This is a genomic window from Stenotrophomonas maltophilia, assembly GCF_001676385.1.
GTDB classification, from domain to species: Bacteria; Pseudomonadota; Gammaproteobacteria; order Xanthomonadales; family Xanthomonadaceae; genus Stenotrophomonas; species Stenotrophomonas maltophilia_J.
In genome coordinates this window covers 397015-416379 of sequence record NZ_LYVJ01000001.1, presented here as the reverse complement: position 1 = coordinate 416379, position 19365 = coordinate 397015, and the positions used below count along the sequence as shown (strand labels likewise).

The 19365-nt window shown below is 67.3% G+C and carries 14 protein-coding genes; 8 read left to right on the top strand and 6 right to left on the bottom strand.

Features of this window, described 5'->3' with window-relative positions; translation table 11 throughout:
• Positions 1–93 precede the first annotated feature (93 nt).
• The 3 genes from A9K58_RS02045 to A9K58_RS02035 all read right to left on the bottom strand — a co-directional run bounded on the left by A9K58_RS02045 (position 94) and on the right by A9K58_RS02035 (position 5660).
• A complete protein-coding gene (locus A9K58_RS02045; RefSeq protein ID WP_065197808.1) occupies positions 94–2004 on the bottom strand; it encodes a CocE/NonD family hydrolase in 1911 nt (636 codons plus the stop codon).
• Positions 2005–2220: 216 nt separating this feature from the next.
• On the bottom strand, positions 2221–2607 hold the full coding sequence (locus A9K58_RS02040) for a DUF4440 domain-containing protein (protein ID WP_065197732.1): 387 nt from the start codon (positions 2605–2607) through the stop codon (positions 2221–2223).
• A gap of 257 nt (positions 2608–2864) precedes the next feature.
• Positions 2865–5660, bottom strand: a complete 2796-nt coding sequence (locus tag A9K58_RS02035; protein ID WP_081283950.1) for a beta-glucosidase family protein — start codon at positions 5658–5660, stop codon at positions 2865–2867.
• A 337-nt stretch (positions 5661–5997) separates the two neighbouring features.
• Between A9K58_RS02035 and A9K58_RS02030 the strand changes: the two genes are divergently transcribed.
• On the top strand, positions 5998–6432 hold the full coding sequence (locus A9K58_RS02030; RefSeq protein WP_065197731.1) for a VOC family protein: 435 nt from the start codon (positions 5998–6000) through the stop codon (positions 6430–6432).
• Between the two features lie 255 nt (positions 6433–6687).
• Positions 6688–7368, top strand: a complete 681-nt coding sequence (locus A9K58_RS02025; protein WP_065197806.1) for an AraC family transcriptional regulator — start codon at positions 6688–6690, stop codon at positions 7366–7368.
• Between the two features lie 9 nt (positions 7369–7377).
• On the opposite strand, the gene A9K58_RS02020 is transcribed toward A9K58_RS02025, so the two are convergent.
• Positions 7378–8256, bottom strand: a complete 879-nt coding sequence (locus A9K58_RS02020; protein ID WP_231109234.1) for a sterol desaturase family protein — start codon at positions 8254–8256, stop codon at positions 7378–7380.
• Positions 8257–8610: 354 nt separating this feature from the next.
• On the opposite strand from A9K58_RS02020, the gene imuA reads away from it, so the two are divergent.
• The 3 genes from imuA to A9K58_RS02005 are packed head-to-tail and all read left to right on the top strand — an operon-like array spanning position 8611 to position 13761.
• Complete coding sequence (gene imuA, locus A9K58_RS02015; protein ID WP_065197729.1) at positions 8611–9225, top strand: translesion DNA synthesis-associated protein ImuA; 615 nt, start codon at positions 8611–8613, stop codon at positions 9223–9225.
• Positions 9226–9234: 9 nt separating this feature from the next.
• Complete coding sequence (locus A9K58_RS02010) at positions 9235–10644, top strand: Y-family DNA polymerase (protein ID WP_065197728.1); 1410 nt, start codon at positions 9235–9237, stop codon at positions 10642–10644.
• Positions 10645–10650: 6 nt separating this feature from the next.
• Positions 10651–13761 (top strand): error-prone DNA polymerase, encoded by a 3111-nt coding sequence (locus A9K58_RS02005; RefSeq protein WP_065197727.1) that lies wholly within the window; start codon positions 10651–10653, stop codon positions 13759–13761.
• A gap of 229 nt (positions 13762–13990) precedes the next feature.
• Here the strand turns inward: A9K58_RS02005 and ptsJ are convergent, their stop codons facing one another.
• Positions 13991–15277, bottom strand: coding sequence for a MocR-like B6 salvage transcription factor PtsJ (gene ptsJ / locus A9K58_RS02000; protein WP_065197726.1), 1287 nt, complete (start codon positions 15275–15277; stop codon positions 13991–13993).
• Positions 15278–15352: 75 nt separating this feature from the next.
• Here ptsJ and A9K58_RS01995 point away from each other — a divergent pair, with 75 nt between their 5' ends.
• Genes A9K58_RS01995 through A9K58_RS01985 form a run of 3 tightly spaced genes read left to right on the top strand, consistent with a single transcriptional unit; the run spans position 15353 to position 17045 of the window.
• Positions 15353–16126, top strand: a complete 774-nt coding sequence (locus A9K58_RS01995; RefSeq protein ID WP_065197725.1) for a YggS family pyridoxal phosphate-dependent enzyme — start codon at positions 15353–15355, stop codon at positions 16124–16126.
• Positions 16123–16824, top strand: coding sequence for a glutamine amidotransferase (locus tag A9K58_RS01990; RefSeq protein ID WP_065197724.1), 702 nt, complete (start codon positions 16123–16125; stop codon positions 16822–16824). The genes A9K58_RS01995 and A9K58_RS01990 overlap by 4 nt, the downstream gene beginning before the upstream one ends.
• On the top strand, positions 16821–17045 hold the full coding sequence (locus A9K58_RS01985) for a hypothetical protein (RefSeq protein WP_065197723.1): 225 nt from the start codon (positions 16821–16823) through the stop codon (positions 17043–17045). The genes A9K58_RS01990 and A9K58_RS01985 overlap by 4 nt, the downstream gene beginning before the upstream one ends.
• 31 nt (positions 17046–17076) lie before the next feature.
• On the opposite strand, the gene A9K58_RS01980 is transcribed toward A9K58_RS01985, so the two are convergent.
• Entirely contained in the window at positions 17077–19365 is a 2289-nt protein-coding gene (locus A9K58_RS01980) for an Orn/Lys/Arg family decarboxylase (protein WP_065197722.1), read from the bottom strand.

Genomic DNA, 19365 nt, shown 5'->3' with positions numbered 1-19365 from the left:
CGGATGCCGGCCAGCGGCCGGCACTACCGCACCCGCCAGGCATCGCGCGCGCCCAGGCGGCGCCGGGCCAGGCCCGGCGTCACCCTGCGGGCCTCAATACACCGGCAGATCGATATAGCTGGCCTGCGCCGCGCTGTGCCAGACCCGCTGCGTGGCCTTCTGGTAATCGCCCGGCTTGGCCAGGTAGATGTTCGGCACGTAGGTCTGCGGGTTGCGGTCGTACAGCGGGAACAGGCTGGACTGCACCTGCACCATCACCCGGTGGCCCTTCTGGAAGGTGTGGTTGGCGTTGGGCAGGTCGAAGCGGTACGGCAGCACCTGGTTCGCCGCCAGCGGCTTGGGATCGCTGAAGCTCTCGCGGTAACGGCCACGGAAGATCGCCAGCGATACCGGCAGCTCATAGCCGCCCATCTCCGGCGTCGACGCCTCCTGGTCCGGGTACACGTCGATCAGCTTCACCACCCAGTCGCTGTCGGTGCCACTGGTCGAGGCCTGCAGGTGCACCACCGGCGCGCCGCCGATGCGCAGCGGCGCGGCCAGCGGTTCGGTGATGAAGGTCAGCACGTCCGGGCGGCCATCGACGAAGCGCTGGTCCTTGACCAGCCAGGTGGTCCACATGTCACGGTCGCCGAAACGCATCGGGCGCGGCACGAATGGCACCGGCTTGGCCGGGTCGGACACGTACTCCTCGAAGTCCCCCTCGCCTGCCGCCGGTGCCTGGAATGCCAGCTTGCCGCCGGCACGCAGATACAGCGGCCTGCTGCTGGCGCTACAGCCCTTGTCGCAGCTGCGGGGCCAGCGCTGCAGCCGGTCCCAGTGGTTCTCGCCGGTGTTGTAGACCAGCACCGGCGGGGTATCAGCCTTTGGCGCACCCTCCACCAGGTACTGGTCGAAGAACGGCTTGAGCACGTCACGGCGGAACTGCAGCGCGGTATCGCCATCGAACTTCAGCGCGCCCAGTTCACTGCCGCTGTAGTTCACCTGGCTGTGCCGCCAGGGCCCCATCACCAGGTAGTTGCGGTCGTTGCCGCTGTCGCGCCCTTCCATCGCCTGGTAGGCATGGTTGGCACCCCACATGTCCTCCTGGTCCCACAGGCCCTGCAGCCACATGGTCGGCACCTTCAACGGTGTTTTCGCCATCACCGCGTCCAGCGCCTGGCCCTGCCAGAAGCCGTCATAGGCCGGATGCTCGACCAGCTTCTTCCACCAGGTCAGCTGGTCCACGCCGGTGAAACGCGCGTAGTCGCCGGCCGACCCGATGCGCAGGAACGTGCTGTAGTCGTCGTAGCCGAGACTGGGCAGCGGCGTACCCTTGCCACGCTTCTCGGTCTGCATCGCGAAATAGTTGAAGTTGACCTGGCGGAACGCACCGTAGTTGAGCCAGTCGTCGCCCATCCAGCCATCGACCATCGGGCTCTGTGGTGCCGCCACTTTCAGCGCAGGGTGCGGATCGGTCAGCGCCATTACCACGGTGAAGCCCTCGTACGACGAGCCGAGCATGCCGACCTTGCCATTGCTCTCCGGCACGTTCTTCATCAGCCAGTCGATGGTGTCCCAGGCGTCGGTCGAGTGATCCACCCTGGTGCTGTTCAATGGCCCGCGCAAGGGCCGGGTCATCACGTAATCACCCTCGGAGCCGTACTTGCCACGGATGTCCTGGAACACGCGGATGTAACCGCCGTCGACGAACACCTCGTCGCCCTGCGGCAGCAGGTCGCGCATGCGCGGCGAATCACTGCGGCTGGCGCGGCCAGCGGCATCGTAGGGGGTGCGGGTCAGCAGGATCGGCGCATTGCGGGCGCCCTTGGGCACCACGATCACCGTATACAGCTTGGTGCCATCACGCATCGGCACCATCACCACGCGCTTGTCGTAGTCACGGCCGACATCGGGGGCAACGAAGGGCTTGCCGCTGATGTCCGGGGTCATCGGCGGGGTTTCGGCGGCCAGCACGGTGCTGGACAGGCAAAGGGCGATGGCTACAGCAACGGCACGCACACGCATGGACAACCCCTCCCGGCAGGAAAGCCCCAAGCCTACTCCTGCCCCGTGCCGTGAAGTGTGGGCGGGCTTTGCATTCTGCGGTGGATACAGGCAGTACTGATGGCACATGTGCGGCCGATGCGGGGGCAGTGCGTCCTGTAGAGCCGAGCCCACGCTCGGCTCAGGCCGCCGCGACCTCCCCGACGAGCAGCCGAGCGTGGGCTCGGCTCCACAACATCAGGTTGCCAGCACTTCATGCAACGCCAACCAACGCCAGCGTTCCTGATCCTGGCGCAACACCGCCAGCGATTCCCGCCACGCGGGTTCGCCACCATCGATCGAATGCCCTTCGCGATAGCGCAGCACCGCCAGCGGTAACGGTGCCTCCACCGCCTGCACGGCTTCGATGGAAATCTGCAGCCCTGGACGTGCGCCATGGCCGCCCACGAACAGCCCCTGCACGGCCTTCCGGTCCAATCGGCGTCCGGCAATACCGACCATGCTGAAGTCCACGCAGAAATGCGCCATCAGATCATCCAGCGCGTCGATGCCGACGTCGGCGCGGAACCAGGCCTGCAGCTTGTCGTGCAGATGGTGGATTTCATGTTCTGCAGTGGTGTCCATCAGGCATTCTCGGATTGCGGAAAGAAAAGCGGTTGCGGCCGCCGCAGCAATGCCAACGGCAACAGGTTCAGTGCAATGATCGATTTCCTGCGCGGATGGTTGGCAGCGCACCTGTAGAGCCGAGCCCATGCTCGGCCGCTCGCCGATGAGGCCTTGACCGTTCATGGACCGCGCGTGGGCCCGGCGCTACAGAAAGCACCGCAGACAAACACGGCCCCTTGCAGGGCCGCGTCTTCAAGCATCGATAACCTGCTGGATCAGCGCAGCACCTGCTCCATCAGCTGCACGTCCACCGTCTGCAGCGGTTCGGCGGCATTGCGCGACAGCTGCACCTGGTAGGTGCCGCCGTCGATCTTCCACTGGCGCGCCTGTGCATCGTAGTGGGCCAGGGTCTTCGGCTCGGCTTCGATGCGGATGCGGCGCTGTTCGCCCGGCTGCAGGTTCACCTTGTCATAGCCGATCAGGCGGATCGGCGTGGTGCTGCCGGCCGGCAGCTTCAGGTACAGCTGGGCCACGTCGGCGCCAGCGCGCTTGCCGGTGTTGCGGATGTCGACGCTGGCGACCAGGCGCGAGCCTTCCACGCTCACCTTCAGATTTTCATAGGTGAACGAGGTGTAGGACAGGCCGTGGCCGAAGGCGAAGGTCGGGGTCAGACCCTTGGCCGCCATCCACTTGTAGCCGACATTGGCACCTTCGATATCGAAATCGAACACATCACCGAACGGCTTGGCCGGCTTGAAGCCGAGGCCGTCGATGTGCGGGCGCGGCAGCTGCGATTCGTCCGTCACCCAGGTCACCGGCAGGCGGCCCGACGGATTGACCTGGCCGGTCAGCAGCGCGGCGATGCCTTCGCCACCGCGGATACCGGGGTACCAGGCCTGCAGCATCGCCGGCACCTGCGCCAGCCACGGCGTGCGCACCGGGCCGTTGGTTTCCAGCACCAGCACGGTCTTCGGGTTGGCCTTGGCCACCGCCGAAATCAGCGCGTCCTGGTTGCCCGGCAGCTGCATGTCCGGCAGGTCCACCGATTCGGCGGCCCACTGCGTGGCGAACACGATGGCCACATCCGCCTGTGCGGCGGCCTTGGCCGCGGCAGCGGCGTTGCTGCCGTCCACATACTCGATGGTTGCATCCGGACGCGCGGCACGCAGCGATTCCAGCGGCGAGGATGGATGGAAGATCACCGGGCCCGGCCAGGTGGTCGGCATCACGCCCGGCACTGCGTTGGTGCCCTTGGCGGTCACGCCCACCATCGATGAACCGCCACCACCGATCACGCCCTTGTCGGCATGGCCGCCGATGATGACGATGCGCTTCAGGCTGTCGGCCAGCGGCAACAGGTTGCCTTCATTGCGCAGCAGCACGCTGCCCTCTTCCACCGTGCGCTGGGCCACGGCGAAGCCGGCCTCGGCATCGACCTTCTGGTGCTGCGGCGGATTGTCGAAGTTGCCATGCAGGAACATCGTGCGCAGGATGCGCGCGACCATGTCGTTCAGGCGCGCCTGCGGCACCACGCCGCCGTGCACGGCCAGGCGCAGCGGTTCGTCGAAGAACACCGCCGCATCGAACACTTCACCAGCCGACTGCTGGTCCAGGCCGGCCAGCGCCGCCTTCGAGCCACTGTGCACGCCGCCCCAGTCGGACATCACGAAACCGGGGAACTTCCATTCCTGCTTCAGCACCTGGTTCATCAGGTAGCCGTTCTCGCAGCCGTAGGTGCCGTTGATCTTGTTGTACGAGCACATCGCCACGCCCGGGCGGCCGGCTTCCAGCGCGATCTCGAACGCCAGCAGGTCCGACTCGTGCATGGCCTGCTCGCCGATGCGCACGTCGTGGAAGTTGCGGCGGGTCTCCATGTCGTTCAGCGCGAAGTGCTTCATCGAGGAGATCACGTGCTGGCTCTGCACGCCCTGGATCAGCGCGCCGACCATCGAACCGGCCAGCAGCGGATCTTCACCGGCGTACTCGAAATTGCGGCCATTGCGCGGGTCGCGCTGCAGGTTGACGCTGCCCGACAGCAGGATGTTGAAGCGCTGCTGCCAGGCTTCGCGGCCCATGGTCGCGCCACCGGCGAAGGCGACTTCGCGGTTCCAGCTGGAGGCGGTGGACGGGCCCGACGGCATCGCGGTGGCGAAGTCGCCCGGGCGGATGCCGCCCGGATTGGTCACGCCCACGCCAGCATCGGCCGACTGCTGCGACGGAATGCCCAGGCGCGGTACGCCCGGCACGAAACCGGCCGAACCGACCGCGCCTTCCGGCAGCGGGCCACCGTCCTTGCCCAGCCCGAAGTAGCTGTGCAGCATCTGGAACTTCTCGTCCTCGGTCATCGCCTTCAGCAGCAGCGCGGCACGCGCATCGGCATTGAGGGTGGTGTCCATCCACGGCCGTTCGCCGCCCTTGTCGGCGGCATAGGCCAGGGTCAGCAGCGAGGCACGCAGGCCGCTGCCTTCCACCTTGAACGGTGTGCTGCTGGCCGCCTGGAAACCGTCGCTGGAATAGCGGGCATCGGCCTCCAGCGCGATGCGCGCCGGATCGAAACCGGCGGCCCTGGCCGTATCGGCAGCGACCGTGCCGAGCAGTACCGCCGGTGCGCCCAGCCGCGAACGGGTGACCAGCGCCGGCAACTGCGCGGCACCGGCGCCAGCATCGGTATAGACCGCCACGGTGTGGCGGCCATCGTCCAGGCGCAGGTAGTTCAGGCCCGGCTGGTCCGGGCCGGACTCGGCCGCAATCGGCAGCCGGGTCAGCACGGCCTGGCCCCGCTGGGTCTGGCCATCGTCCTTGCCCGCAGCGATGAAGCGGTACTCGTAGCCCAGGCCATCGGCCAGCACCTGCAGCGGATCGACCTGGCCGATGCCGCGCTCTACCTGGCGCACGCTCACCGCGTCCACCTGCAGGGTCTTCAACTGGGCGGCCAGGGCCGGCATCTCCCCGGCATTGGGCGCCTGTTCCAGGGTCAGCACGGTGAACGCCGCAGGGTCGGCCCAGGCCGGGGCGGCCAGGGCGGCAGACAGGGCCAGGGACAGTACGAGCGGCTTTGTAAACGTTTTCATCGGCAGGCGTAATTCCGTTGCCAAGGCAATCGGTCCAGGGAAAAGTGCCGCCGAAGGGTGCAGCGTCATGCCGCGCAGGGGGTTGCCAGGCAACATCCCGCAGGCCGAAGGACGGGCCGGTCTGCGCGCGGGACCCTCCTCCCGGCGTGACAACCTGCCTGCCCGGGCCGCGCAGGGCGACCCATCATGTGAAGATTGTGCGAGGGCGTTCACGCCTGTCAACAGGACCTAAGTCACAGGGGCCACCGGGCCGCTGGCCATGAGCCCATCACCGGCCGTCATCAGCGTGCGGCACCAAGCTGCCGATAATGGACATCCCTGGTTACGAACCGAACCCATGACCGTACATCGCGACTTCAATCACCTCTGGCGTGATCGCAACGACACCTCCCGCCAGCGCGCGCCACGCGTACTGATCCGCGTGTTCGTGGCACCGGGTGAACTGGAGCGCAGCGTGGCGTTCTACGAGCAGTTGCAGGGCGTGGTGGCCGATGCGGGTTTCCCGTTCCCGGAAGCGGGGCTGCGCCTGGCCATGGTCGGTGCGTTCCTGTTGATCGAAGGCAGCGCGGCGGCGCTGGCGCCGTTCACCTCGACCACCGGCACGCTGCTGGTCGACGATGTTCGGCCCTATCACGACAAACTGGTCGCCGCCGGCGCCGAGATCATCTTCCCGTTGCAGGTGGTACCGACCGGGGCGGCGTTCAACGCGGTGCATCCCGATGGCACCGTGGTCGAGTACGTGCATCACCGGCCCGATCCGCACGGACGCTGAGGGCGCGTGGCCGGGCGGCGCCCGGCACCCGCCGTAGTGCCGGCCGCTGGCCGGCAACCTCAGCAGCAAAGGCGGCTATCCGTGGGGTGGCGGGTCTGTAGTGCCGAGCCATGCTCGGCTCAGATCTCATAGATATCGAAATATTCGATTCCGATGGAGATTCATCGCATGGGGTCAGATCCGTTTTCCTGCTGAGAATGGATCTGACCCCAGATTCATTTCGGTCCACGCAGGGTGTGGATCTACAATCCCGTGATGTTCTCCCCCGCCTTGCCCTGGAATGGCACGCTGCTGCTGGATACACACGTGGCCGTGCTGCAGGGCCACGCCGGTGGCAGTGCTGCGCATGCGCACTACGCCCATCAACTGCTGCTGAGCGCGGGGGCGCCCTGGCAGGTCGAGATCAACGGCGTGGCGCAGCAGGTCCAGCGGCTGTGGCTGCCATCCTTCCAGCAGCACGCGATCCTGTCGGCGCCGGAGGCGGGCTGCACGCTTTTCCTGGAACCTGCACATGCCGACCTCGAACAGATCCAGCGCCACCTGCCGGTGCTTCCGGGCACTGCTGCGGAACTGCTTGATTGGTTGCCACGCTTGAGCCGTCCGCAGCCGTTGGATCGCCGCGTGCAGGCGGCACTGGCCCGTATCGCCCAGCACCTGCCCGGCCCGGTGCCGGCCGCCGATATCGCCGAAGCCGCGCACCTGTCGACCAGCCAGCTGCATCGGCGATTCCAGTCCGATCTGGCCGTAACGTTACGCGGCTGGGTACTGTGGCAGCGGCTGCGCAGCGCGCTCACGCATCATCTGCATGGACACAACCTGACCGACAGCGCGCACGCCGCCGGCTTTGCCGATCTGGCCCACCTGTCACGCAGCCTGCGCCGCATGTTCGGCATCAGTGCCGCACAGCTGCAGGGCCTGCGGTTGCATGCGGCCTGACACGGCCGATCATCCGCGCCTGCGCAGGCCTTCCGGCAGATCCGGCACCTCACCGTGGGGCAGCTCGCGGAACGGCGCCAGCAGTTGCCCGGGATAATCGCGTGGATAGTCCGGCTGGCTGCCGATGCCAAGATCGCGTTGCCGTAGCCGGTAGCCCGGCGCATCGAAAGCAGTGCCCAGCAGATGATCCCAGACGGTCAGGAACAGACCGAAGTTGACGTCGCCAGCGGTGCCGTAGCGCATGTGGTGGAAACGGTGCAGCGGCGCCCATGCCATTACCCGGCCGAGCACGCCGGGACGCATGTCCACGTTGGAATGCTGCAGCAGCAACTGGATGGCAATGGCGAACGCCAGCACCGCCGCGACCGGCATCGGCAGGCCCAGCACCAGCAGCGGCAGCACGCCCCCCACTGCTTCGGCGGCCTGGTGCAGCGGATGCTTCATCAGGCCATTGAAGCCATACATGCGGGTCACGCTGTGATGCACCGCATGCAGGCGCCACAGCCAGCCGATGCGATGGCTGGCGTAGTGCACCAGGGTGATGCCGAGGTCGGCGCAGACAATGGCCAGCAGCACCTGCAGCGCGAACGGCCATTGCGTTGGCCACACCTGCCACGGGATGACTGCAGCCAGCAGTGGTACCGCCGCGATCGACAGCAGGTTCAGGCCCTCATTGACCAGTGCATGCAGGGTGTCGCGCACGCTGTCGCCCTGGTTGTGGTTGAACGCTGGATCGTACGGCCATGCGCGCTCGGCGGCGAACGAGACCGCGATCGCGACCGCCAGCAGGGCCAGCAGCCATAACGGGTCACCGTGGTGATGACCGACCCAGGCGATGGCGGTGATGACGAAAACCAGCAGGAACAGCGGCGCATACAGGCGGAGCATCCAATGCTTCATGGGCACGACCCGGGAGTGAGGGGCCTGCATGCTGCCGCGCGGCGCCGGTCACGGGCTTGAACAAACGGCGCAATCAGGCGCGCGGGGCGCTGCGGGAAGTGCAGCGGCCGCTTCGGGTGGATGCGGGCCAAGGCCCGCGCCTTCTCCCTTCCCTGCCCATTGCATGGCCTCTTCAGCAACCTGAAACCTTCCCCCATCCATTAATTAGTAATTTTACTCACAACAGGGGTAGCATGCAGGTCTCAGCCCCTGATACCCGCCTGTCGATACTCGCTCCATGCCCGCAGTTTCCGCCCGCTGCTACGCCCCACCTCTCCGATGCCTTGCCAGGGAGGGCGGCTGATGGGCGCGGTCGTCGCTCTCGACCGGCTGCTGGACGGTCGCCAGCTGTGGCGTGGCCCGGCCCGCCAAGGGCCCGCCAGCGACCATCTGGCCAGCGGCCACCCGGCGCTGGACGCGCGCCTGCCCGGCGGCGGTTGGCCGGCCAGCGGACTGTGCGAAATCCTGCAGGCAGCACCCGGCGTGGGCGAGCTGGCCCTGGTCTGGCCGGTGCTTGCGAAGCTGAGCCAGCGCGAACGACCGATCGTGCTGATTGCTCCGCCCTACCGCCCGCATGCTCCGGCCTGGGCCGCGGCCGGGCTGGACCTGGCGCGGTTGCAGATCATCCAGGCCACGCCGAAACAGGCGCTGTGGGCCGCCGAACAATGCCTGCGTTCCGCTGCCTGCGCAGCGGTGCTGTGCTGGCCACACCAGGCTGACGACCGTGCCCTGCGCCGCCTGCAGGTGGCCGCCGACAGCGGCCAGTGCCTGGGTTTTGTGTTCCGCCAGGCGCGCGCGGCACGCAACCCCTCCCCGGCCAGCCTGCGCCTGCAGCTCGACCCTGGCCAGGTGCGGGTGTTGAAGTGCCGCGGTGGCCTGCCACCGGCACAGCCGCTGCCGTTGGCCATTGCCCACTGAGGCCGCGCCATGCACTGGGCCTGCCTGTTGTTGCCACAGCTGGCGCTGGACAGCGTGCTGCGCCTGCAGCCGGATCCGCAGCGCCCACTGGTGCTGCTGCAAGGGCCGGCACAGCGCCGCGTGCTGCGCGCGGTCAGCCCGGCCGCGCGTGCGATGGGACTGCACCCCGGCATGCTGCTGTCAGCCGCACAGGTGCGGGTGCAGGACCTGCAACTGCACGACTACGACCCCGGCATGGAACAGCACACCCGCCAGCTGCTGGCCAGCTGGGCCTACGGCTACAGCTCGCAGGTCAGCCTCGATTTCCCGCATGCGCTGGTACTGGAGATCGGTGCCAGCCGTGCCTTGTTCGGCTGCTGGCTGACCATCCAGCAGCGCCTGCGCGGTGAGCTGCATGAACTCGGCTTCCGCCACCGCCTGGTGGCCGCGCCCACGCCACACGCTGCGCGCGTGCTGGCCAACGTGCACGACGGCCTCGGCATCGATGCGCAGCAGCTGCCGGCGGCACTGGCGCAGCTGCCCCTGCCACGCTGCGGCCTGCCCAGCGATGTGGTCACCGTGCTTGACCGTTCCGGCCTGCGCACGCTGGGCGCGGTACTCGACCTGCCGCGCGACAGCCTGGCCCGGCGCTTCGCGCCCGAGGTACTGCAGCAGCTGGACGCTCTGCGTGGCCTGCCCACCACGCCCCTGCGCTACTACCAGCCACCGGACCGCTTCGATGCCCGCATCGAATTCGAATACGAGATCGAATCCAGCCAGGCCCTGCTGTTCCCGCTGCGCCGCCTGCTGCTGGACCTGGCCGCATTCCTGTGTTCGCGCGATGGCGGCGTGCAGCGCTTCGACCTGCATTTCGAGCACGACCTGCTGCCGGCCAGCGTGCTGACCATCGGCCTGCTGGCACCCGAGCGTGATCCCGCACTGCTGTTCGAAATCGCGCGCAACCGCATGGAGGCCTTCGCGCTGCCGGCCGGCAGCCGCGCACTGCGCCTGCAGGCCGAACAGTTGCCGCCCTTCGTGCCTGCCGCACGCGACCTGTTCGATACCCGGCCGGCGCAGGCCATGCCGTGGAGCCAACTGCGCGAGCGCTTGCGCGCGCGGCTCGGCGATAGCGCCGTGCAGCCGCTGGCGGTACAGGCCGATCATCGCCCCGAGCGCGCCAGTGGCCCCCCGCCGGCGGCCAGGCCACCGGCCCGGTGGCCGCTGCGTCCCGGCTGGCTGCTGGATACCCCGCAACCGTTGCGTGACCCGCGCCTGCGCATCATCGCCGGGCCGGAGCGCATCGAATCGGGCTGGTGGGACCAGGCTGATGCGCGCCGCGACTACTACGTGGTGGAAACCGCACACGGCCAGCGCGGCTGGGCGTTCCGCACACGCAACGACCCGCATGCGCCGTGGATGCTGCACGGCTGGTTCGGCTGAGCCACCATGCACAGCGAACTGCCCGGCTACGCCGAACTGCACTGCCTGTCGGCCTTCAGTTTCCAGCGTGGCGCCTCGATCGCCGAAGAACTGTTCGCACGCGCCGCCGGCCAGGGCTACCGCGCGCTGGCGATCACCGATGAGTGCTCGCTGGCCGGCATCGTGCGCGCCTGGCAGGCAGCGAAGACACATGGCGTGGCACTGATCGTCGGCGCCGAATTCCAGGTCGAGGACGGGCCGAAGCTGGTCCTGCTGTGCACTGACCAGGCCGCCTACTCCGGGCTGTGCCAGTTGATCACCACCTGCCGGCGACGGGCGGCCAAGGGCGGGTACCGCTGCCTGCGCGACGATCTGCTCGGCCTGCCCGACGGCCTGTTGTGCCTGTGGCTGGACCGGCACCCGGCCGCCACCGATCTGGAACTGCTGCGTGCAAGCTTCAATGATCGCCTGTGGCTGGCGGTGGAACTGCACCACGAGCACGACGACGCGCGCCGCCTGCAGCAGCTGCAGGCTTTCGCTGAACGCCATCGGCTATCGCTGGTCGCCAGTGGTGACGTGCACATGCACGTGCGCCGTCGCCGCGCCCTGCAGGACACATTGACCGCGATCCGCCACCGCTGCAGCGTGGCCGAAGCCGGCTGGCGCCTGTTCCCCAACGGCGAGCGCCACCTGCGCCCGCGCACTGCACTGGCGCAGCTGTATCCGCCCGAGCTGCTGGCCGAGACCGTGCGCATCGCAGAACGCTGCCACTTCACCCTGGACCAGTTGAAGTACACCTACCCGCGTGAACTGGTGCCGGAGGGGCATGACCCGGACAGCTGGCTGCGCGAGCTGGTCGAAGAAAAGATTCCCTGGCGTTGGCCAGAAGGCATCAAGGACGCACAGCGCACGCAGATCGAACATGAGCTGGCGTTGATCCGGAAGAAAAACTACGCCTCCTACTTCCTTACCGTGCATGACATCGTGCGCTTCGCCCGCAGCCGGGGCATTCTCTGCCAGGGCCGCGGCTCGGCGGCCAATTCGACGGTGTGCTTCGTGCTGGGCGTGACCGAGATCGATCCTGCGCGCAGCAATCTGTTGTTTGAACGCTTCATCTCCGCCGAGCGCAATGAGCCGCCGGACATCGACATCGACTTCGAGCACGAGCGCCGCGAGGAGGTGCTGCAGTACGTATTCAACCGCTATGGACGCGAACGCGCCGCACTGACCGCGGTGGCGATCAGCTACCGTGGCCGCAGCGCGATCCGTGACGTGGCCCGTGCGCTCGGCCTGCCGATGGACCAGGTCAACGAACTGGGCGCGGCGATGGACCACTGGGGCGGCAGCATCCCGATGCCGGAAACCCTGCGCGAGCGCGGCTTCGACCCGGACACGCCGCTGATGCGGCGGCTGCTGTCACTGACCAATGAGCTGATCGACTTCCCGCGCCACCTGTCGCAGCACCCGGGTGGTTTCGTCATCTCCGAGCATCCGCTGTCGACCCTGGTACCGGTGGAGAACGCGGCGATGGCCGATCGCACCGTCATCCAGTGGGACAAGGACGACCTCGATGCCACCGGGCTGATGAAGGTCGACTGCCTGGCCCTTGGCATGCTCACCGCCATCCGCAAATGCCTGGCGATGTTGAAGCAGCACGGCCTGCACGAAGGACGCATGGATGCGATCCCGCCCAAGGATGCAAAGACCTTCGACATGATCTGCGCCGCCGATACCATCGGCGTGTTCCAGATCGAATCGCGCGCGCAGATGGCGATGCTGCCACGCATGCAGCCGCGCACGTTCTACGATCTGGTGATCGAAGTGGCAATCGTGCGCCCCGGTCCGATCCAGGGTGACATGGTGCACCCCTACCTGGAGCGGCGGCGGATCCTGCGCGAACAAGGCCCTGAGGCACTGAACGACCCGGACAATCCGCTCTACCCTCCGCAGCTGGAACGCGTGTTCGCCCGCACGCTGGGGGTCCCACTGTTCCAGGAACAGGTGATGCAACTGGCGGTCGAAGCAGCCGGTTACACGCCTGGCCAGGCCGATGCCCTGCGCCGCTCGATGGCCGCATGGAAGCGCCGTGGCGGGCTGGAACCGCACCGCGAAAAGCTGCTGGCCGGCATGCTGAAGAACGGCTTCAGTCGCGAATACGGCGAGCACCTGTTCGAGCAGATCAAGGGCTTCGGCGATTACGGCTTCCCGGAAAGCCACGCTGCCAGCTTCGCCCTGCTGACCTATAACAGCTGCTGGCTGAAATGCCACCACCCGGCCGCATTCACCGCCAGCCTCATCAACAGCCAGCCGCTGGGTTTCTACAGCCCCGACCAGCTGCTGCAGGATGCGCGCCGGCATGGCATCCGCGTGCTGCCGGTGGACGTGCGCCACAGCGACTGGGACTGCACGCTGGATTTCAGCAAGGGCGCGGCCGCGATCCGGCTCGGCCTGCGCCTGGTCGACGGCTGCAATGAAGCGGCCGTGCAGGCCATCATGCGCGAACGTGCGCGGTGCCCGTTCGAGGATGTCGGCGACCTGTGCCAGCGCACCGCCCTGGACCGCCGCCAGCAGGGCCTGCTGGCCGATGCCGGCGCGCTGCGTGGGCTCAGCGGCCATCGCCATCGGGCACGCTGGGACATCTCCGGCGTGGAGAACAGGCTGCCGCTGTTCGACCAGGCCCGCCCCACCGCCGAGGCCCGCGTACCGCTGCCCCTGCCCAGCGCCTGGGAAGACATGCAGGCCGATTACCGCAGCACCGGCACTACCCTCGGCCGCCATCCGATCTCGTTCCTGCGTGCGCAGCTGCGCAGCCGCGGCTGCCTGGATGCCATGCAGCTGGCGGGCCATGGCCATGGCCGCCGCGTGCGTATCGCCGGCCTGGTACGCATGCGCCAGCGCCCGCAGACCGCCAGCGGCGTTACCTTCCTCACCCTTGAAGACGAGACCGGCATGGTCAACGCCGTGGTCTGGCGGCACCTGGCCGATCGCCAGCATCGGGTACTGATCGATACCCAGCTGATGCAGATCGACGGCCGTCTGGAACGCGTCGATGGCGTGCAGCATGTCATCGTGCAACGCATGCATTGCCTGGATGAACTGCTGCAGGGACTGCGCAGCCACAGTCGCGACTTCCATTGACGGTACACACATAGGCCAACCACGGGTGGCCCTCGGCGTCGATTCCCGCCCCCTCAGCCACGGTGGCGCGATGCTCACCTCCTGGCAGGGCAAGCCGGAGCTGCTGTTCGTCGATGACAGCGGCCAGTCCTGCTACGTGCGCCCCCAGCGCCAACACCGCGCTCCCGCTTTTGCAGAGTTGAGCCATGCTCGGCTGCTGCTGGATAAAGCAGCCGAGCATGGCTCGGCTCTACACACCGCACACCGCCGCCAGGTCATCGGCCAGCTGCCGCAGCTGCGCCGGGCCCAACGCCGCGCAGGTGATGCGCAGGCCATGCCCCGGCGCCGCCACCGCGAACACTTCGCCCGCGCGCACATGCCATCCGCGCGCAGCCAGCGCCAGCACCTGCGCATGGCTGTCGGCCGCCAATGGCAACCACAGGTTCAATCCTTCCATCGGCCACGGTGTCGGCACCCCACGCGCACGCAGCAGTTCCTGCAGCGACTGCAGCCGTTGCTGGTAACGCTCGCCGGCCGAGACGATCCTGGCCCGCTGTGTTCCCGACTCAAGCACCGATGCCGCCGCATCCTGCAACAGGTGACTGACCCAACCGGTGCCGGGCGCCAACCGCAGCCGCAAACGCATCGCAGTCGCTTCATCGCAGGCCAGCCAGGCCAGCCGCAGGTCCGGGCCCAACGGCTTGGACAGCGAGCGCAGCAGCGCCCAGCGCCGGCCATCCGGCGGCAGCACCGAGTGGTAGGCCCGCTGCGAGAGCAGCGCGTAGTGATCGTCGATCAGCACTGCTACCTGCGGGTAGGCCGCCAGCAGCTGGCGCAACGCCCGTGCCCGCTTCGCATCCAGGCTGGCCCCGGTCGGGTTGTGAGCACGCGGGGTCAGCAGTACCACGCGTGCGCCGGCCTCCAGTGCCTGCCGCAGCGATTCCACCTGCATGCCGTGCGCATCCACCGCCACCGGCAACGGCGCGTGGCCCACCGCGTTGAGCACGTTGAGGCTGCCAAGGAAGCACGGATCCTCGACTGCGATGCGATCACCCGGCAGCAGCCACGCTGCCAGCAGGCGTTCGATGCCATCGACCGCGCCATGGGTCAGCTCCAGCGCATACCCCTCGGGGCAGTCCGCATCCAGCGAGGCCCGCGCCAGTGCCTGCAAGCGCGGATCGACCGTGCCCACGCCATACAGGCGTGGCGCAGCCGGCGCCAGGCGCAGGCTCGGCAGCAGGCGCGCATCCGGGTTGCCACCGGCCAGGTCATGCAGCGCCAGCCCCGGCGCGCTGCCCTCGCGCGCCAGCGTCGGCGGCTGGCCACGCACCACCGTGCCGCGACGGCCCGCCGTGCTGGCCAGGCCCGCAGCATCCAGCCGCTTGTAGGCCGCAGCCACGGTGTTGCGGTTCACCCCCAACTGCCCGGCCAGCTCACGTACCGGCGGCAGCACGCTGCCGGCCGGCAGGCGGCCCTTGCCGATGCCATCACGGATGCTGTCGAAGATCGACTCAGCGCTGTGCCCAGTGATTTTCATTTTGTCCTATGCCAAACTATATCTTGTCCTGTGCCAGTGTATCCCACCTGGCCGCCCTGCATTGGAGGTACCCGCATGCCCCTTGCCGCTGCCGACTGGCCCGTCGCCGAGTCCGTTGAACAGATCGCCGCCAACCTGGCCACGGTGCGCCAACGCATCGCCAGCGCCTGTGCCCGTGTTGGCCGCGACCCGGCCAGCGTGCGCCTGCTGCCGGTCAGCAAGACCGTCGATGACGCCCGCATTCGCATGGCGGTAGCCGCCGGCTGCCACGAGCTCGGCGAGAACAAGGTGCAGGAAGCGCAACGCAAAGCCGAAGCGATGGCCGACCTGGGCGTGCACTGGTCGGTGATCGGCCACCTGCAGACCAACAAGGCCCGCTACGTGGCGCGCTTCGCCAGCGAATTCCAGGCGCTGGACAGCCTGCGCGTAGCCGAAGCCCTGCAGCAGCGGCTGGAGGTGGAAGCGCGCACGCTGGATGTATTCGTGCAGGTCAACACCTCGGCCGAAGCCAGCAAGTACGGGCTGGAGCCGGATGCCGTCGAGTCCTTCATGCAGCAGCTGCCGGCATTCGACCGCCTGCGCGTGCAGGGCCTGATGACCCTGGCCCTCTTCACCCCCGAGGTCGAGCGCGTGCGTGCCTGCTTCGTGCGCCTGCGTGAGCTGCGTGACCAGTTGCGGCGCACCGCGCCTGCCGGCATCGATCTGTCACAGCTTTCGATGGGCATGTCCGGTGACTTCGAAGTGGCTATCGAGGAAGGCGCCACCGTCATCCGCGTCGGCCAGGCCATCTTCGGTGCCCGTGCGACCCCGGACAGCTTCTACTGGCCGCGCAGCGGAGCACCGGCATGAAGCACGCAGTCATCCTGCAGCACGTCGCCTTCGAAGACCTGGGCACCCTGCAACCCCTCCTGCTTGCGCAGGGCTGGCGGCTGCAGGTGCTGCACGCCGGTATCGATGCGCTCGATCCGGCCGTGGATGCAGGCCTGCTCGTGGTTCTGGGAGGCCCCATCAGCGTCAACGATGCTGCCCACTATCCCTTCCTCGGCGACAGCCTTCGCCTGCTGCAACACCGGCTTCAGCAGCAGCGGCCCACCCTGGGCATCTGCCTCGGCGCGCAGCTGATGGCCTGCGCACTCGGCGCCAGCGTCACTGCCATGGGTGGCAAGGAGATCGGCTTTGCACCGCTGCTGCTGACCGATGATGGCCAGCGCTCGCCGCTGCAGGCACTGCAGGGGATTCCGGTGCTGCATTGGCACGGCGAGGCCTTCGAGCTTCCGGCCGGTGCATGCCGCCTGGCCAGCACCCCGGCGTGCCGCCACCAGGCCTTTGCGATCGGCCATCACGCACTGGGCCTGCAGTGCCACCCGGAACTGGACGCCCACCAGTTCGAGCGCTGGCTGATCGGCCATACTCTGGAACTGGCCCTGGCCGGCATTGATCCGAACGACCTGCGCGCGCAGGCCCGCCGCTATGGTGCTCCGCTCGCTGCGGCCGCCACGGCCATGTTCGACCACTGGCTGCAGGCCCTGCCGGAGGCACAGCGATGAACTATCGGTTGCAGATCCATCGTCACGGCGCATATTGGGGCCACTTCGACTGCAGCGGTCCCGACGCCCTGCAGCGCATGGAGAGCATCGCTGCGCAGCTGCCTGGCCACCAGGGCTTCCAGCTGCAACGGCAGAAGGGCGTTGGCGAAGAGCGCATCCTTTCCAGCGACGCCGGCGGCCTGCGCGTGCTCGCCACGCAGATCCAGTACCGCGATCTCTGACCGCGGCCCGCCAGGCTCCGGCTGCTGCCGATCAGGCCTTCAGCACCTCCACATTGTACGAAACCGCATCTCCCTCGTGCTCGATGATGAGCCCATGCACGTCCGACTCGAAACCCGGGAAGCGAGCGTTCTGCGCGCGGGCGATACGCAGCGACTGGATGATCGGCTCGTCGCTGTCTCCGAAGCGCTCGCCCGGCATGATGGTCGGGATGCCCGGCGGATACGGCACCAGCATGGTGGCGGCGATGCGGCCGCTGAGCTGCTCGATGTCGACCCGCTCGATCTCGCCCTTCACCAGATGGTTGTATGCATCGGCCGGCGTCATCACCGGCGTCGGCAGATCCACATACATCTCACGCATCACCTTGGCGACCCCGAACTCCCGGTTGAACGCATGCAGCGCGTCACACAGGTCACGCAGGCCCCATCCCGCATAGGCCAGTGGGTAGTCCGCCGCCAGCGTCGGCAGCGCCTGGCTCAACGGTGCGTTGCGATCGTACAGTTCCTTGAAGGCCATCAACTCCGTGACCAGCGTGCTCCACTTGCCCTTGGTGATGCCCATCGAGAACAGGAACAGCACTGAATAGAGGTTGGTCTTCTCCACCGTGATGCCGCGGCCCCACAGGAACTTGCTCAGCACAGCCGCCGGGATGCCCAGCGTGCCCATGCTGCCGTCCATCGACAGCCCCGGCGTCAGCAGGGTCACCTTGATCGGATCGATCAACACATAGTCATCGACCAGGTTCTCGAAGCCATGCCAGTGGGCGTCCGGCTGCAGGTACCATTCTTCGCGCTTGGCCACCAGCGGCGCCGGCGTATCTCCCTTGTCCAGGCTGCGCTCGACCTGGGTCGGCTGCCATACGCTGAACCACCAGTCGTCACGCCCGAGGTCATCGCGAACATGCAGCATCGCACGACGGAAGGCGATCGCCTCGTCATGCATTTCCTGCACCAGCGAGCGCCCGGCATCACCCTCCATCATCTTCGACGCCACGTCGCAGGCCGCGATCACCCCGTAATGCGGGCTGGTCGAGGTATGCATCATGAACGACTCGTTGAAGCGCTCGGCATCCAGGTTGCGTTGCGCCGAATTGCGCACATGAATCATCGAAGCCTGCGAGAATGCAGCCAGAAGCTTGTGGGTGGAATGCGTGGTGAAGATGATCGCGTCCTGTTCGCGCGGCTTGCCCTTGGCCATGCCGTAGTGGTTCTCGTAGAACGGATGGAACGCGGCGTAGGCATACCAGGCTTCGTCGAAGTGCAGGAAATCGACCGCACTGCCGATCTCGCCGGCGATCTTCTCGGCGTTGTAGCACAGGCCGTCATAGGTCGAATTGGTGACCACTGCCATGCGCGGCTTGGAACCGGCCTTGTAGGCGTGGTTGGCCAGCGGATTGGCGGCAATGCGCTGCTGCAGCGATTCCGGCGTGAACTGATCCAGGCTGATCGGGCCGATGATGCCGTGCGCGTTGCGGCTGGGGGTGAAGTACACCGGCACCGCGCCGGTCATGATCAGCGCGTGCAGCAGCGACTTGTGGCAGTTGCGGTCGACGAACACCACATCGCCGCGGGCCACCGTGCCATGCCAGACGATCTTGTTGGCGGTGGAGGTGCCATTGGTGACGAAGAAGGTGTGGTCGGCACCGAAGTTGCGCGCCGCCTCGTTCTCGGCGTCCTTGATGGGCCCGGTATGGTCGAGCAGCGAGCCCAGTTCCGGCACCGAGATCGACAGGTCGCTGCGCAGGGTGTTCTCGCCATAGAACTGGTGGAACGCACGGCCAACCGGCGACTTGGTGAATGCCACGCCGCCGGCGTGGCCAGGCGTGTGCCAGGAATAATTGGACTCTGCGGCGTGGTGGATCAGCGCCTTGAAGAACGGCGGCAGCAGGTTCTTCATGTAGTCTTCGGCCGCGCGCATCACCTGCCGCGAAATGAAGCTCTTGGTGTCTTCGAACAGGAAGATGAATCCGTGGATGTACTTGAGCAGCTTGCTCGGCACCTTCTCGATGGTACGGCGCTCGCCATACAGGAACACCGGCAGGTTGGCCCGGCGTGCGCTCTGCTCGCGCAGGAAAGCGGTCAGCCGCTGGAACTCGCCATCGACCTCCTCGGTTCCGTCAATGGAGATCAACACCGCCGAGGCCGCCACATAGGTCCTGGCGCCGGCACGGGCGTCGTCCAGGTTCAGGCCGCACAGCACGCGCTGCCCGTTGCTGCGCAGCTCTTCCACCAGCGCACGGATCAGGATGCCGCCGATACGCGGCGACTCGTAGTCGTTGTCAATGACGATGACCGGATAGTCCAGGGACTTGAAGTACAC

What these genes read in the sequence shown, in the direction of transcription:
- A9K58_RS02045 (WP_065197808.1), bottom strand. Translation starts at nt 2,004, where the DNA reads ATGCGTGTGCGTGCCGTTGCTGTAGCCATCGCCCTTTGCCTGTCCAGC.
- A9K58_RS02040 (WP_065197732.1), bottom strand. Translation starts at nt 2,607, where the DNA reads ATGGACACCACTGCAGAACATGAAATCCACCATCTGCACGACAAGCTG.
- A9K58_RS02035 (WP_081283950.1), bottom strand. Translation starts at nt 5,660, where the DNA reads ATGAAAACGTTTACAAAGCCGCTCGTACTGTCCCTGGCCCTGTCTGCC.
- A9K58_RS02030 (WP_065197731.1), top strand. Translation starts at nt 5,998, where the DNA reads ATGACCGTACATCGCGACTTCAATCACCTCTGGCGTGATCGCAACGAC.
- A9K58_RS02025 (WP_065197806.1), top strand. Translation starts at nt 6,688, where the DNA reads ATGTTCTCCCCCGCCTTGCCCTGGAATGGCACGCTGCTGCTGGATACA.
- A9K58_RS02020 (WP_231109234.1), bottom strand. Translation starts at nt 8,256, where the DNA reads ATGCTCCGCCTGTATGCGCCGCTGTTCCTGCTGGTTTTCGTCATCACC.
- imuA (WP_065197729.1), top strand. Translation starts at nt 8,611, where the DNA reads ATGGGCGCGGTCGTCGCTCTCGACCGGCTGCTGGACGGTCGCCAGCTG.
- A9K58_RS02010 (WP_065197728.1), top strand. Translation starts at nt 9,235, where the DNA reads ATGCACTGGGCCTGCCTGTTGTTGCCACAGCTGGCGCTGGACAGCGTG.
- A9K58_RS02005 (WP_065197727.1), top strand. Translation starts at nt 10,651, where the DNA reads ATGCACAGCGAACTGCCCGGCTACGCCGAACTGCACTGCCTGTCGGCC.
- ptsJ (WP_065197726.1), bottom strand. Translation starts at nt 15,277, where the DNA reads ATGAAAATCACTGGGCACAGCGCTGAGTCGATCTTCGACAGCATCCGT.
- A9K58_RS01995 (WP_065197725.1), top strand. Translation starts at nt 15,353, where the DNA reads ATGCCCCTTGCCGCTGCCGACTGGCCCGTCGCCGAGTCCGTTGAACAG.
- A9K58_RS01990 (WP_065197724.1), top strand. Translation starts at nt 16,123, where the DNA reads ATGAAGCACGCAGTCATCCTGCAGCACGTCGCCTTCGAAGACCTGGGC.
- A9K58_RS01985 (WP_065197723.1), top strand. Translation starts at nt 16,821, where the DNA reads ATGAACTATCGGTTGCAGATCCATCGTCACGGCGCATATTGGGGCCAC.